This is a genomic window from Cupriavidus sp. CPT47-8839-RL05A (assembly GCF_058792255.1).
Map to the genome: position 1 here is coordinate 188,866 of NZ_JBYTEG010000005.1, position 13,249 is coordinate 202,114.

A 13,249-nucleotide genomic window follows, 5' to 3' on the forward strand; every position below is an offset into this window, starting at 1 on the left:
TCCTTTGTGGATAATGGCCGCGACAACCGTGGTGGGCGTACGCCTTTGTCAGGCCGTGTGCGATGCGCGGACGGCCCGGTGTCGCGTTTCTTGCTTGAGTGACTGGAGGCCTACCGGCCAAGCGCCTTCGCGGTCTGGCCGCCGATGGCGTAGTCGGTCTTCGGCACGTCGAGGAACATCACCCTGACCGAAGAGCGGTCGACGCCAAGCGCATTGACTGCGGCGTCAGTGACATCGGTGATGAACGCCTCCTTCTGCTGCTGCGACCGGCCTTCGATCAGGTAAATCTGCACGACTGGCATTGCCTCTCTCCTTTCATGAAATTCCCAGCGCAGCGTATGACGTACCGCGGGGGTGCGATATTGGGTCGCGTTTGCGCTCGCATAGAGGATTCTGGCGGGGCGCATAGGTAATTCCCTTAGACCCGCGCCAGTTGGTGATGCCGCCCAACAGGGCGACGATGGAACCGCGTTGCAAGAACGTGCCCCGGCGGTGCGCTCGGCACAAAACGGCAGGCGCTATCTCGCGTGCTGCACGCGGTGAAAATCGCGGTTGAAATACACCAGGCTCCCGCCTTGGTGGCCGACCGCGACACGATCGAGCGTGACGAAGATGACCGAGTGGGAACCCACCTCCTTGCAATCGCTGATGCTGCCTTGCAGCTTGACAATGGCATCGCGCAGGGCCGGCTGGTCGGCATCGCCTTCGTCCCAGATGTCCCACGCGAAACGGTCTTCCATGGGCACCTGCGTCATACCGGCGAAATGCCGGGCAAGCTCTTCCTGTTCGCTATTCAACACATTGACGCACAGCCGGCCATTGCGTTGGAAGATGGCGTGCGAGGCACTGCCCCGGTTCACGCAAACGAGGATGGTCGGCGGTGAGTCCGTTACCGAGCACACGGCGCTGGCGGTGATACCGCACCGGCCTGCCGAGCCCTGTGTCGTGACGATGTTGACCCCGGCGGGCAGGTGCGCCATGGCCTGGCGGAAATCTGTTTGATTGACGGCATTCATCGGGGGGCCTCCCTACGTTATCGGCTTCGCTAAAAGCGTAGGGCAATGCCAGGCGTGGCCGCTATTCATGCGAACCACCCGGATTGGCAGGCTAGTGAGAGGCCATCTACGTGTTTTCTTTATCCTGGTAGTCAGCGGGCTTGGTGTACCCTTGACACTTCAAGCACCCGACCGGGCAGCCCACTCAGATGTGCACCCGCCGACCCGTTGGTGCGGTACGTCATACACGAAAGCGCCCCCGACATGACTGCTTCCTCGGCTATCGTCTACATCGTCGACGATGACAAAGAACTCCGTACTTCCCTGGCATGGCTCCTTGAGACGGTGTCGGTCCAGGCCGAGTGCTTTGCCGGCGCGCGGGACTTCCTGGCCGCCTACGATCCCGAGCGCCCTGCGTGCCTGGTGCTGGACGTCCGCATGCCCGAGACCGGCGGATTCCAGCTGCAGGAAATGCTCAACGCGCAAGGCGCAACGCTGCCGATCATCTTTGTCTCGGCGCACGGGGATATTCCGATGTCGGTGAAGGCGCTGCAGCACGGCGCGATCGACTTCGTCGAGAAGCCCTACAACCCGCAGCAGATGCTCGAGAAGATCCAGGGGGCACTGAAGCGGGCGATCCAGTTGCACGACTGCGCCGAGCAACGCAAGAAAATCCGCGCGAAGCTGGACAAACTCACCGCGCGCGAACAGGAAATCCTGCGCCGCGTGCTGGACGGGAAGGCGAGCAAGGTGATTGCGGACGAACTGCACATCAGCGTGAAGACCGTCGACGTCCATCGCACCAAGATCCGCGAGAAACTCGGCGTGGTGAGCACGGCCACGCTGGTGCGTGAGGTGATGGAGGTCTGGGCGTCGGGTTCGGGCGGCACGCCGGGCTAGCTGGCGCGGCGGCCTGCGGCACGGCGCCTGCGGTCGGCAGGGCTCGCGCACAGTGGCACGGAAAAGGCGAATGACGTGCCGTAGGGCACGCGATTCTGCGCCCAGATGTCGCCGCGATGCCGCGATACGATACTCTTGCAGAGCGCGAGCCCGATCCCGTTGCCGCCCGGCTTGCCGGAGAAGAATCCGTCGAAGATCCGCTGACTGTCTGCATGCGGCAGCCCGCGCCCCTGGTCGTGCACCGAGAGGATCGCCTTGTCTGCGGCGGCGCAGGTTTCGATGCGCAGCGTGCGGCGGTCGCTGGGGAGCGCCGCCATCTCCTCGATGGCGTTGAACGCGATATTGAGGATCACCTGACCGATCAGGACCTTCTCGCAGCTGATCGGCAACGGGTCGGTGGATAGCGCCAGTTCGAGCCGCACATCCGCTTCCTCGCACTTGAGGGAGATGAAATACGCGCTGTCGTTGACGATGTCGTTCAGGTTGGCCAGCACTTCGGCCTGTTCGAGCTTGACGACATACTCGCGGATGCTCTTGATGATCAGCGACGCATGCTCCACCTGGCGGGCCGCCGCCTCGAGCCCGAAGCGGATCGGATGCGGATCGGCATGGTTCTTCGCCAGGCGCATCGACGCGCCCTCGATGAAGTTGCGCGTTGCCGCGAGGGGCTGGCTCAGCTCATGCGCGATCGTCATCGCCATTTCCCCCATCGCGTTGTAGCGGGCGAGGTATTCGATCTCCCGCTCCCGCTCGCGCTCCAGGGATTCGGCCTCGACCTGCGCCGTGACGTCGCGAAACAGCAGCAGGTAGCCGCTGACATCGTCCTCGATCTCTACGTAGCGCATGGCCGCCTGATGCCACTGCAGCTCCCCCGTCGCGGTCCGCACGCGGTACCGCGTGGAAAAGGAGCCCCGGGTGGTCGCATCCGGCGGCACGTTGTCGCGCAGTAAAGGCATCAGGGGAACTTCGCAGAAGGTGTCAAACGTCGTCCCGAGCACGGCTTCCTCGGCACGCCCGAGGATCCGGCACCCGGATTCGCTGACGTACACCACGCACCCGCCGCGATCCACCACCACGACGCCTTCGGCCAGGTCATGCATGAACTCCCTGAGCCGGCTTTCCGAGCGCCGCAGCTCGCGCTTGAGCGCCTCCTCCGCCGAGATGTCCCGGAACTGCACCATCAGCACGTCACGGGACTCCAGCGACACACGCGTGGCGATGGCCTCCGACAGGATCTCGTTGCCGTTCTTTGCCCGGTAACACCATTCGATCACGCTCTGGCCCGTCCGGGCCGCGTCATCCAGCCATTTGAGCCCCACCTCGCGCCGGTATTTCGCCGCGCTGCTGGTCATGTCGGGTGCCTTAAGCGCCGGAAACTCTTCCAGCGTAAAGCCCAGTGTCTCGCGCGCCGCGCGGTTCGCCCAGAGGATGGACTTGGTGTCAGCGTCATGGAGGATCACGCGCAGGGTCAGCGCCTCGACCATGCGATAGAAGTCATCTTTGCCGAATGAGTACATGGTGGTTCCTGCGCGCGGAAGCTCGCCCGGAGGCCACGGCCGCGCTGGTGAATAGATCCATCCCGAAGCGTACCGCCGGGACAGCCCGGACCCGTATAGGTATTTCCTTTACCCGGCCCCGGGAAACCGTGCGGCAATGCACGCCTCGCTCCAATTGTTTGGCCCCCTGAGCCGTCGCTAGACTGGTTTCAACGGTCCACGCCGTCAGAGCCGGTTCCCGGAGCCGGCCCACGCAATCCACAGGAGACAACCATGTTGCATTCCGCCGTGTCGGAAAGCCTCCGCAACCAACACCCCGGCATCGCTGCGCCCCAGGCCACCGATGCCGGGCCGCGCCCGGACCTGCTCGCCCGCGTACTGGACGAGGTCCGCGCCCGCCGGGACGAATTCGACGCGAAGCGGCACGTGCCGCGGGATATGGTATCCCGCCTGAAGCAGCTCGGTGTCTATCGCGCGGCCACGCCGCGGTGCTTCGGCGGCGATGCAAGGTCGCCGTCTGAATTCCTCAAGCTGATCGAGACGATCTCCGAGGCCGACGGCTCCGCCGGATGGGTCGCGAGCTTCGGCTCGGCCGCGGTCTACCTTGCAGCGCTGCCCCGCGACACCCTCGCCCGCCTCTACGCAAATGGGCCGGACATCGCGTTCGCCGGTGGCCTGTTTCCCATCCAGCCAGCCGAGAAGGTCGATGGCGGCTGGCGCGTCAATGGACTGTGGAAGTTCGCGAGCGGCTGCAAGGGCGCCGACATTCTCGGCGTGGGCATCGGCGTCGGCGACGGCGGCAAGCCGCGCACGGCCGTGCTGATGCCCGAGGATGTGGAGATCGTCGAGAACTGGGAAGTGATCGGGCTGCGCGGCACCGGCAGTCATGATCTTCGCGTCAGGGACGTATTCGTCTCCGACGCGTGGACCTTCGTGCGCGGCGGCACGCCTTCCGTAGACGAACCGCTCTACCGCTACCCGTCCCTCGCCTACGCGGCGCAGGTACTGGCGGTGGTCAATCTTGGCGTCGCCCGCGCGGCGCTGGATGAGGTGTCGCGGATGGCCGGCGGCCGCACCGGCATTACCGGCGCGCCGAAGATGGCCGACCGCCCATACCTGCGCATCTCCGTGGCCAAGGCGGAAGCCGAGCTGCGGTCAGCGCGCGGCTTCTTCTACGAGACCACCGAGGCGGCCTGGGATTCGATCCTGAAGGGCGACGCCGTCTCTGCCGAACAAACCAGCCTGGTGCGCCTTGCGGCAGTGCAGGCCACGCGCGCGGGCGCATCCGCTGTGCAGGCAGCCTACCTGCTCGCGGGCACGGCCGCGATCTACGACGGGCACCCGCTGCAGCGCTACCTGCGCGACGCGATGGTCGTGACCCAGCACGCGTTCCTTGGCGAAGGACTGTACGACGCCGCCGGCGCCGTGTGCCTGGGCGTGCCCCCCATGCCGGGGTACATCTGACCCGCTACATCGTCCCTCCTTCCACCATAGAACCACCTGGAGTCCCCATGTCGCAACCTGCCCAAACTCCCCTGCGCGTCCTCTTCTGCATCGGCATCACCCAGAACTTCTTCGACTTGCCGACGGGCCAGGGCATCGAAGTGTGGAAGGGATTCAGCGCCATGATGAAATCCATGGCGGCACTGCCCGGCGTCACGATCCTCGGCGCCATCGACGATGACCGCCTGATGGTCGGCCCCTCCACGACGTCGCCATGGACCGTCTACATCATGGCCGACGTCGTGGACTATGCAACCGTCGTCGCCGCCTGCAACCTGTTCCGCACCACGCCGGTCGGCGAGCATAGCCTGTGGCGCTACGCCAAGATCGAGGCGCGCGTGGGTCGCGCGCTCGAAATCCCCGCCGAGGCGGCCTGAGCCATGACGCAAGCGCAGTGCATCGCGCAGTCCGGCGAGACCGGCGCCGCCGCGAGTCTCCTGGCAACCCGGCTTGCCGCGCTCGAAGCCCAGAACGCGGCGCGGCGCACGCTATCCCGCTATATGTCGTTGTGCGACGTGCCGGCGCCGAGCGATGCGCGTGACGGCGAACTGGAAGCCCTGTTCACCGGCGACGCCATATGGGAAGGCGTCGGCGCCGAATACGCCACCGGATTCGGCCGGCACGTCGGACCGGCCGCCATCGCCAACTTCCTGCGCAGCTACCTTCCGCCCTCGCCGCATTTCCTGCGCAACGTGCACTTCCTCACCAGCGAAGCGATGGCCGCGGAAGCGGGCCTTGTGCGCGGCCACTGGATCATGCAGCAGCTATCGGTCTATGCCGGCGGGGAGACCGAACTGGTTTCGGCACGCCTGGCCGTCGAGTTCGCGGTTGGCACTGATGGATCCGCCCGCATCAGGCATTTCCAGACAGAGCGATTGTCATGCCTGGAGATCGCGCTTGCGCGCAAGGAGACGCCGCAATGACCGCCTTCGTCTCACGCATCCGCCTGGGGGGCTCCGGTCCCGCCGTCGCCATCAAGGATTGCATCGACATCGCGGGCTACCCCACGACCGCGGGCAGCCGGGCGCTGCGCGATGCGCCGCCCGCTGCCGAGCACGCGGAAGTGGTGTCCCAGCTTCTCGATGCCGGCTGGTCCATCGTCGGCAAGACCACGATGCACGAACTCGCCTTCGGTATCTCGGGCATCAACGACTTCGCCGGCACACCGGTCAACCCCCAGGCTCCCGATCGCATTCCGGGTGGATCTTCCAGCGGCTCCGCCGCCGCGGTAGCCGCCGGCGAAGTGCGCATCGCGCTGGGCACGGATACCGGCGGATCCATCCGCATGCCCGCAGCCTGTTGCGGGGTCGTTGGCCTGAAGCCAACCTTTGGCCGCGTCAGCCGCCGGGGCGCGCATCCGGCCGAGTCCTCGCTGGATTGCGTTGGACCCTTTGCAGATGACGTCGCCGGCATCGTCGCCGCGATGGCGGTGATTGCGCCGGGCTTCGATCCATTGCAGGCGCACGGTGCCGGGCGGTGCTTCCGCATCGGCCTGCTGGACGAGGTGCAGGCGGACCCCGCGATTCTCGAAGCCGTCGCCAGTGCGCTATGCAAATCAGGCTTCTCCACGCAGCGCGTCCGACTCGACGGCATGAGCGCCGCTTATGAGGCCGGCATGCAGATCATCAGTGCCGAGACCTGGGCGGCCTTCGGCCACCTGACCGGCTCGGATGCATTGCAGGCCGATGTCGAGCAACGCCTGATCGCCGCGAGCAAGGTCGGGCGCGACGATCTGTTGCAGGCCGAAGTCGTGCGCCACGCATTCATGGCGCAGGTCGACGCCGTGCTCGACGAAGTCGACGCGATCGTGCTGCCCACGCTTCCCGGATTGCCCCCAACCCTTGCCGCAGTCCGCGAAGGAGCGCCGATCCTTGGCCTGACCTCGCTGGTGCGGCCCTTCAACCTGAGCGGCCATCCCGCACTCACCCTGCCCGTGCCGCTGCCCGGCGTCCCCGGCATCCCAATCAGGGCCGGGCTCCAGATCGTCGGACGCAAGCGTGACGACGAAACGGTCTGCGCCATCGCCACCCGGATCGAGCGCGCGGTCGCTGCCGATGGTGCCTCCCACTGAACCCACGGAGAACTAGCATGTGTTCCCACGATACCCACGATAGCTACCAGCCGCTGACCTTCGCGGCAAAGCCTGAGCAACTGGTGCAGGCGGACCGCGTGGACGGTTCGATGTACTACGATCCCGGCCTGTTCGAGCTCGAGCAAGAGCGCATTTTCTACAAGACCTGGATCTGGGTCGCGCACGAGAGCGAGATCCGCAACCCCGGCGACTTCAAGACCACGAAGATTGGCCGCCAGCCCGTCATCGTCGTGCGCGACAAGACCGGCGCCATCCGCGTGCTCGAGAATCGCTGCCGCCATCGCGGCGCCACGGTGTGCGAGAAGTCGAAAGGCAATGCCACCGGATTCACCTGCCCATACCATAGCTGGTCCTACGCCCTGGACGGCAAGCTGCGCGCCCTGCCCTACCCCGACGGCTACGAGGACATCCTGGACAAGACGGAACTGCCGCTGCGCTCGCTGCGCGTGGACAGCTACGCCGGCATGGTCTTCGCCAGCTTCAACCAGGACGTGGAACCGCTCGGCGACTTCCTCGGCGAAGCAAAGCGCTGGATCGACCTGTTCATGAAGCAGGGCGCGGGATACCCCATCAAGACCCAGGGCGAACACAAGTTCCGCTTCCGGGGCAACTGGAAGATCCAGCTCGAGAACACCACCGACGGCTACCACTTCCCGATCGTCCACAAGTCGTGGATGTCGTCGGTGGATGAAGAGACGTCCGAGATGCTGTCCTTCATGACCGACGAAAAGGCGGTCACCCACGCGCTGGGCAACGGCCACAGCGTGATGGTGATGGTGCCCGGGCACGTCGACCTCGACCAGGACGACGGCACGGAGCCGTTGCAGGAACGCTTCGCGCACGTGACCGAGGCGCTCTCAAAAGAGATGCCGCCCGAGCAGGTGCGCCGCATTGTCCGTGCGCTGCATGGCGCGGGCTTCAACCTGAACCTGTTCCCCAACGTCGCGATGTCGATGGCCTTCTTCCGCGTGCTGCATCCGGTATCGGCGACGGAAACCGAGATTCGCCACATTGCCCTGGGCATGGACGGCGGCCCCGAGATCGCCAACCGCGAGCGGCTGCGCATCCATGAGCACTTCCAGGGCCCCTTCGGCTTCGGCAGTCCTGACGACGCCGAAGCCTGGGAGCGCGTGCAGCGCGGCTCGTACGCCGGCAAGGACGTGCCGATCCTGGTCAACCGCGGCCTGAACCGCGAAGTCGTCGCCGACAACGGCGACAAGATCTCGCACGCCACCGACGAAGGCGGCATGCGCGAAGCCTACCGCATGTGGAAAAGGATGATGAGCGATGAATAAGCCGAACGAACTGTCCATGGTCTCGCCCTCGCTGCAGCTTGCCACCGAGTTCATCTGGCGCGAGGCGGAACTGCTCGACCGCAAGAACTATCACCAGTGGGCCGGACTGTGGAGCGACACCGGCCACTACGTGGTGCCGATCGACCCGGATACCACCGACTTCGAGGCCACGCTGAACTACGCCTACGACGACGCGCGCATGCGTGACATGCGTATCGAGCGCCTGACCTCCGGCAACTCTGTGTCGGCCGTCGATGCCGCCCGCACCGTGCGCACCGTCTCGCGGTTCACCGAAGTATCGCGTTCGGCCGACGTCATCGAGGTCAGCTCGGCGCAGGTCCTGGTTGCGTACAAGCGCGAGATCCACACGCTGTTCGCGGCAGACCTGACACACCGCCTGCGCTTCACGCAGGAAGGCATCCGCCTGGAACAGAAGGTGGTGCGCCTGATCAACTCGACCGACAGCCTGAACGCTCTCGGATTCCTGCTGTAGGAGGCATCATGCAACGAGTTGCCCTGATCACCGGCGCCGCCCGCGGCCTCGGCGAAGTCATCGCGCGCCGCATGCACGCCGCCGGGTACCGGGTGGCGCTTGGCGACCTCGACTTCCGTGCGGCATGCGCCGTCGCCGATTCACTGGATCCCTCCGGCGCATCGGCCATCGGCCTTGCCCTCGACGTGACCGACAAGAGCGCGTTCGAGTCAGCCCTGGCGGCATTGCAGGCGCGCTGGGGCGGCACCGACGTGCTGGTCAACAACGCTGGCAAGTCCAAAGTGTCGGCGCTGATGGATATCAGCCCTGAAGAGTTCGACCAGGTGGTGGCCATCAACCTGCGCGGCACCTTCGTCGGCTCGCAGGTGTTCGGCGCGCATTTCGCGCAGCGTGGCTTCGGCCGCATCGTCAATATCGGCTCGCTCGCCGGCCAGAGCGGCGGCACCGCCACTGGCGCGCACTACGCCGCGGCAAAGGGCGGTGTCGCGGTCCTGACCAAAGTCTTCGCGCGCGAGCTCGCTGCGCATGGGGTGACCGTGAACTGCGTCTCGCCTGGTCCGCTGGACCTGCCGATCGTGCACGAAACCGTGCCAGCGGACCGGCTCGACGCGATTCGCCGGTCGATCCCCGTCCAGCGGCTCGGATCGCCAGAGTATGTGGCGGATATCGTGCTGCTGCTGGCCGCCGACGCCGCGGGCGCGGTCACGGGGGCCAGCTGGGACGCGAACGGCGGCCTTCTGATGCGCTGAATTTGCGCACGAAATCTGGTTCAAGGTAGATAGTCTGGAAGGGTAGTCATGTACAAAGTCAGAGTCGAAAAGGTTGTGGAAGAGGCAGTCGGCATTCGCTCATTCCGCCTCGTGCCCTGTGATGGCGCGGCGCTTGCGCCGTATGAGCCGGGGGCTCACGTCGACGTGCTCGGGCCGACCGGCGTCACACGCCAGTATTCCCTGTGCAGCCCGCCCGACGATACGTCTGGCTACCTGATCGCAGTGAAGCGCGAGGACGCCTCGCGTGGTGGCTCCGCCGCCCTGCACGAGAGCGTGCAGGAAGGCGCGGAACTGACCATCAGTGCCCCGCGCAACCTGTTCAGCCTCGAGGAGGGGGCCAGCGAGTACCTGCTGTTCGCCGCCGGCATCGGCATTACGCCGCTGCTGAGCATGGCGTACCGTCTGAACCGGCTCGGCCAGCCGTATCACCTGCACTACTTTGTGCGCTCGCGGGAGCATGCGGCCTTTGTCCATCTGCTGGAGTCCGAAGCGTTCGAGGGCAAGGTGACGTTCCACATGGCCAAGGAGCGCGATGCGGTCGGGCAAGTGCTTGCCGGCTGCATGGCGAAGGCAACGCCGGGCGCGCTCGCCTATACCTGCGGACCTGCGGCCTTCATGCGCCGCGTCGTCGAGGAGGGCGAACGCAGCATTGGGCCGGATGCGGTTCACCTGGAGCACTTCCAGGCGGATCCCGAGGCGGCGAGTCTGCCGGCCGGAGCCTTCGAGGCCGAACTGGCGCAGAGTGGAAAGGTCATTGTCGTCCCGGAAGGCATTTCGCTCGTCGATGCCCTGCAGGCCGCTGGTTGCGATATCGACACCGAATGCCGCGAAGGCATTTGCGGCACGTGCGTGGTGCCCGTGATCGCGGGCGAGCCGGATCACCGCGACAACTGCCTTTCCAAGAAGGAGAAGGCGTCCAACCAGCAAATCTGTGCCTGCGTGTCGCGCTCGCGCACGGCCCGCATCGTTCTGGATCTGTAGCACGGCGGCCCTGCGCCGCTTCCAACCATCAATACCCCAAAACAAAAGGAGACTCCATCATGGCTGAAATGCATGCCGCACAACTGCTTGAACTGGTGAACAGCCGCCGCATCGGCAAGGACGGCAACGAGCGCGTGCGCGCCATCACCGCGCGCATCGTCGGCGACCTGTTCCGCACCATCGACGAATTCGACGTCAAGCCAGATGAATTCTGGGCCGCCGCCCAATGGCTAACCCGTCTGGGGCAGGCCGACATGATCGGCCTCATCACCGCCGGTCTCGGCTTCGACCGCCTGCTCGACATCCGCGAGGATGAGGCCGACCTGGCTGCCGCACGCGCCTCTGGCACGTCGCGCGCCATCGAGGGCCCGCTCTACGTGCCCGGCGCCCCGCTGTGCCGCAACGAGGTTCGTCTGGACGCCGGCAACGAGGACAAGGGCACACCGTTCGTCATGGAAGGGCAGGTGCTCGGCACCGATGGCCGACCCGTGCCGTACGCCGTGGTCGACGTCTGGCACTGCAATGAATTCGGTCGCTACTCCCACTTCGACCCGTCCCAGCCGGATTACAACCTGCGCCGCCGCATCGAGACCGACGAACTCGGCCGCTATCGCTTCCGCAGCTTCCTGCCGCCCGGTTACGCGATTCCGCCCAACAGCCCCGTATCCGAGCTCTTCGATCTGCTGGGCCGTCACGGCAACCGCCCCGCGCATATCCACTTCCTCGTTTCCGGTGAGGGCAAGCGTGCGCTGACCACGCAGATCAACATTCCGGGAGACACCTACCTGGACGACGATTTCGCCTTTGCCACGCGTGACGGGCTCATTGTGGAGCTTGAGCAGGCTAAAAGCACTGCAGGGTACGAGTCGCTCGAAATCACCGCCCCATTCACCCGGATCCGGTTCGACTTCCGCTTGCAGAATGCGGCGAACGAACGCGAGGCGCTTCCCGCCAGCCGGTACGAGACTGCACGGGGCTAAGGCAGTGCAGGGGCTTCGGGTTGCAGATGCGGATCGGACTGAATAGTGGCCCAGTGGTCGCCGGCGTCATTGGCAAACGGAAGTTCATCTACGATTTATGGGGTGATGCGGTTAACACTGCCAGCCGGATGGAATCCCACGGTGTCGCCGGGCGCGTGCAATTGACGGATGCCACGCGGCGCTTGCTTGGAAGAGAGTTCCTTGTGGAAGAGCGGGGAGCCATTGAGGCGAAAGGCTTAGGCACACTTCATACGTGGTTCCTGACTGGCCGAGGTTCCACCATCCTAATAGCACATTAGTTTGCGCAATAACTGGGCTTCCGCCATTGCGCAGCCGCACTGGACCGCACTCAGTGCTCAACGCGATCTACGAGTGCGACTTCTTCCGGTTCAGGTTTAGCGATGTGAGGGACGAACAAAGGTTGGAAAGTTCGTCCCTCACAACAGGAGGCACATCAGCGCCGCGCCCCACCCGCCTTACAGATACTTAAACAAATTCATCCCCTGTATCTGCATGAACGACTGCTGCGCCCCCTGCAGCGCCGTCTGCCGCTGGTAGTACTCGGTAATCGCCTTCGCGTAATCCAGATCCTGCAGCCCCGACAGCGTCTGCGCATACGTCAGGTCACGATTGGATCCCACGTCGTCCAGCGCATCCAGTTCATTCATGCGCGAACCCACCGATGCCCGCACGGTCAGCACGTTGTCGAGCGAGTTGGAGAACTGGCGCGTGGCGGTGGAGATGACGTTGCCGAGATGGGCCCGATCGCTGCTGTCGGGCGTGGGCTGGCGCAGCGTGTCGATCACGGTCTGCAGGTTGGCGAACATGTCGGTGCCGGCCTCGCTGGCGGGAGCCATGGTCATGGTGTCGCCGTCCTTGGGATCGCCGGTCACGTTGAAGCTGACGCCGGCGACGTCGATATGGGCTGGCGACGTGTAGGCTACGGGCCCCTTCACGACCGGCGCGGGGGTCGTGCCTGCCGACAGGTTGGTGATGGTGTACTCCATCTGGCCGCTGGCATTGGTCGCAAACTTGACCTCCATCGAGAGCCCGTAGTCGGGATCGCTCGGGTTCGTGGTCGACACCGTGCCGAACGTGGCGCTGCCGGTGTTGTTGGCATTGCCCTTGACCACATAGCCGGCGCCGCCGGTCACGCTCATGAACACTTCGCGCCCGGTGTTGCCGGCGGGCATCTGGCGCGCCACATCGACCTGCAGCAGTTGCTGGCCGTTGTCGCCGATATAGGTGCCCGGACCTTTGCTCTGCGTGAACGGCGCGCTGCCGGAGCGGGTGCCGCCGAACAGGTACTGGCCGTTGCCGTCGTCGGAGTTGGCCAGACCCACCAGCTGGTTGTACAGGCCTTCCAGCGCCGTGGCCAGCGAGCCGCGGTCGGCATCGCTCATGGTGCCGTTGCCGGCCTGCACCAGCAGCGTCTGGATGTTCTGCGTGACGGTGGTCACCGACTGCAGCGCGTTCTCTTCCGCGGCCAGCGCGATATTGGCCTGCTTGCGTGAGGTAGCGTACTGGCCGTTGACGGCCTGGGCCTGGCTCACGCCCAGCGCGCGGGTGGCGCCGACGGGGTCGTCGGACGGCGTCAGGATGCTGCGGCCGGTGCCGAGCTGCTGCTGGATATGCAGCAGCGAGCCCTGCTGGTAGTTCATCGAAGCCAGGCCTTGCTGGTACAGGGTGGAGCTTGCAACGCGCATATTGGTTACCTCTTCTGACTCTGCTGACGCTGGTGGGT

14 protein-coding genes and 1 pseudogene are annotated in these 13,249 nt (G+C 65.3%); 11 read left to right on the forward strand and 4 right to left on the reverse strand.

Annotation, left to right across the window (positions count from 1 at the left end):
- Nucleotides 1-110 precede the first annotated feature (110 nt).
- Both AC3WVS_RS07770 and hpaC read right to left on the reverse strand, forming a co-directional pair.
- Nucleotides 111-407: a tautomerase family protein gene (locus AC3WVS_RS07770; RefSeq protein ID WP_492318106.1), complete on the reverse strand. Its 297-nt coding sequence runs from the start codon at nt 405-407 to the stop codon at nt 111-113.
- A 111-nt stretch (nt 408-518) separates the two neighbouring features.
- Nucleotides 519-1,016 (reverse strand): 4-hydroxyphenylacetate 3-monooxygenase, reductase component, encoded by a 498-nt coding sequence (gene hpaC / locus AC3WVS_RS07775; protein WP_492318107.1) that lies wholly within the window; start codon nt 1,014-1,016, stop codon nt 519-521.
- A 243-nt stretch (nt 1,017-1,259) separates the two neighbouring features.
- Here hpaC and AC3WVS_RS07780 point away from each other — a divergent pair, with 243 nt between their 5' ends.
- Complete coding sequence (locus AC3WVS_RS07780; RefSeq protein ID WP_492318108.1) at nt 1,260-1,895, forward strand: response regulator transcription factor; 636 nt, start codon at nt 1,260-1,262, stop codon at nt 1,893-1,895.
- Here AC3WVS_RS07780 and AC3WVS_RS07785 read toward each other — a convergent pair.
- The gene (locus AC3WVS_RS07785; RefSeq protein ID WP_492318109.1) at nt 1,892-3,412 is read right to left on the reverse strand and encodes a sensor histidine kinase; all 1,521 of its coding nucleotides are present in this window, start codon (nt 3,410-3,412) and stop codon (nt 1,892-1,894) included. The genes AC3WVS_RS07780 and AC3WVS_RS07785 overlap by 4 nt on opposite strands.
- Before the next feature lie 252 nt (nt 3,413-3,664).
- On the opposite strand from AC3WVS_RS07785, the gene AC3WVS_RS07790 reads away from it, so the two are divergent.
- From AC3WVS_RS07790 to AC3WVS_RS07835, 10 genes and pseudogenes are all read left to right on the forward strand, one after another.
- The gene (locus AC3WVS_RS07790; RefSeq protein ID WP_492318110.1) at nt 3,665-4,855 is read left to right on the forward strand and encodes an acyl-CoA dehydrogenase family protein; all 1,191 of its coding nucleotides are present in this window, start codon (nt 3,665-3,667) and stop codon (nt 4,853-4,855) included.
- A gap of 47 nt (nt 4,856-4,902) precedes the next feature.
- Nucleotides 4,903-5,271 (forward strand): hypothetical protein, encoded by a 369-nt coding sequence (locus tag AC3WVS_RS07795; RefSeq protein WP_209762072.1) that lies wholly within the window; start codon nt 4,903-4,905, stop codon nt 5,269-5,271.
- Nucleotides 5,272-5,274: 3 nt separating this feature from the next.
- Nucleotides 5,275-5,817 (forward strand): nuclear transport factor 2 family protein, encoded by a 543-nt coding sequence (locus AC3WVS_RS07800; protein ID WP_492318111.1) that lies wholly within the window; start codon nt 5,275-5,277, stop codon nt 5,815-5,817.
- Nucleotides 5,814-6,965, forward strand: coding sequence for an amidase (locus AC3WVS_RS07805; protein WP_492318112.1), 1,152 nt, complete (start codon nt 5,814-5,816; stop codon nt 6,963-6,965). The genes AC3WVS_RS07800 and AC3WVS_RS07805 overlap by 4 nt, the downstream gene beginning before the upstream one ends.
- A gap of 17 nt (nt 6,966-6,982) precedes the next feature.
- Nucleotides 6,983-8,281 carry an aromatic ring-hydroxylating oxygenase subunit alpha gene (locus tag AC3WVS_RS07810; RefSeq protein ID WP_492318113.1) on the forward strand — a complete coding sequence of 433 codons (1,299 nt, stop codon included), beginning with the start codon at nt 6,983-6,985 and terminating at the stop codon, nt 8,279-8,281.
- On the forward strand, nt 8,274-8,774 hold the full coding sequence (locus AC3WVS_RS07815; protein ID WP_492318114.1) for an aromatic-ring-hydroxylating dioxygenase subunit beta: 501 nt from the start codon (nt 8,274-8,276) through the stop codon (nt 8,772-8,774). Before AC3WVS_RS07810 ends, AC3WVS_RS07815 begins: the two co-directional genes overlap by 8 nt.
- A gap of 5 nt (nt 8,775-8,779) precedes the next feature.
- Nucleotides 8,780-9,523 (forward strand): SDR family NAD(P)-dependent oxidoreductase, encoded by a 744-nt coding sequence (locus tag AC3WVS_RS07820; protein WP_492318216.1) that lies wholly within the window; start codon nt 8,780-8,782, stop codon nt 9,521-9,523.
- Nucleotides 9,524-9,571: 48 nt separating this feature from the next.
- A complete protein-coding gene (locus AC3WVS_RS07825; RefSeq protein WP_492318115.1) occupies nt 9,572-10,525 on the forward strand; it encodes a PDR/VanB family oxidoreductase in 954 nt (317 codons plus the stop codon).
- Between the two features lie 59 nt (nt 10,526-10,584).
- Nucleotides 10,585-11,505, forward strand: a complete 921-nt coding sequence (locus AC3WVS_RS07830) for a dioxygenase family protein (RefSeq protein WP_492318116.1) — start codon at nt 10,585-10,587, stop codon at nt 11,503-11,505.
- Between the two features lie 11 nt (nt 11,506-11,516).
- Nucleotides 11,517-11,804, forward strand: a pseudogene (locus tag AC3WVS_RS07835) (adenylate/guanylate cyclase domain-containing protein); the annotation flags it as partial.
- 177 nt (nt 11,805-11,981) lie between these two features.
- Here the strand turns inward: AC3WVS_RS07835 and flgL are convergent.
- Nucleotides 11,982-13,211: a flagellar hook-associated protein FlgL gene (gene flgL / locus AC3WVS_RS07840; RefSeq protein WP_492318117.1), complete on the reverse strand. Its 1,230-nt coding sequence runs from the start codon at nt 13,209-13,211 to the stop codon at nt 11,982-11,984.
- Between the last annotated feature and the right edge of the window lie 38 nt (nt 13,212-13,249).

Coding starts and splice junctions, on each gene's coding strand:
- AC3WVS_RS07770 (WP_492318106.1), bottom strand. CDS start 407: ATGCGCCCCGCCAGAATCCTCTATGCGAGCGCAAACGCGACCCAATAT.
- hpaC (WP_492318107.1), bottom strand. CDS start 1,016: ATGAATGCCGTCAATCAAACAGATTTCCGCCAGGCCATGGCGCACCTG.
- AC3WVS_RS07780 (WP_492318108.1), top strand. CDS start 1,260: ATGACTGCTTCCTCGGCTATCGTCTACATCGTCGACGATGACAAAGAA.
- AC3WVS_RS07785 (WP_492318109.1), bottom strand. CDS start 3,412: ATGTACTCATTCGGCAAAGATGACTTCTATCGCATGGTCGAGGCGCTG.
- AC3WVS_RS07790 (WP_492318110.1), top strand. CDS start 3,665: ATGTTGCATTCCGCCGTGTCGGAAAGCCTCCGCAACCAACACCCCGGC.
- AC3WVS_RS07795 (WP_209762072.1), top strand. CDS start 4,903: ATGTCGCAACCTGCCCAAACTCCCCTGCGCGTCCTCTTCTGCATCGGC.
- AC3WVS_RS07800 (WP_492318111.1), top strand. CDS start 5,275: ATGACGCAAGCGCAGTGCATCGCGCAGTCCGGCGAGACCGGCGCCGCC.
- AC3WVS_RS07805 (WP_492318112.1), top strand. CDS start 5,814: ATGACCGCCTTCGTCTCACGCATCCGCCTGGGGGGCTCCGGTCCCGCC.
- AC3WVS_RS07810 (WP_492318113.1), top strand. CDS start 6,983: ATGTGTTCCCACGATACCCACGATAGCTACCAGCCGCTGACCTTCGCG.
- AC3WVS_RS07815 (WP_492318114.1), top strand. CDS start 8,274: ATGAATAAGCCGAACGAACTGTCCATGGTCTCGCCCTCGCTGCAGCTT.
- AC3WVS_RS07825 (WP_492318115.1), top strand. CDS start 9,572: ATGTACAAAGTCAGAGTCGAAAAGGTTGTGGAAGAGGCAGTCGGCATT.
- AC3WVS_RS07830 (WP_492318116.1), top strand. CDS start 10,585: ATGGCTGAAATGCATGCCGCACAACTGCTTGAACTGGTGAACAGCCGC.
- flgL (WP_492318117.1), bottom strand. CDS start 13,211: ATGCGCGTTGCAAGCTCCACCCTGTACCAGCAAGGCCTGGCTTCGATG.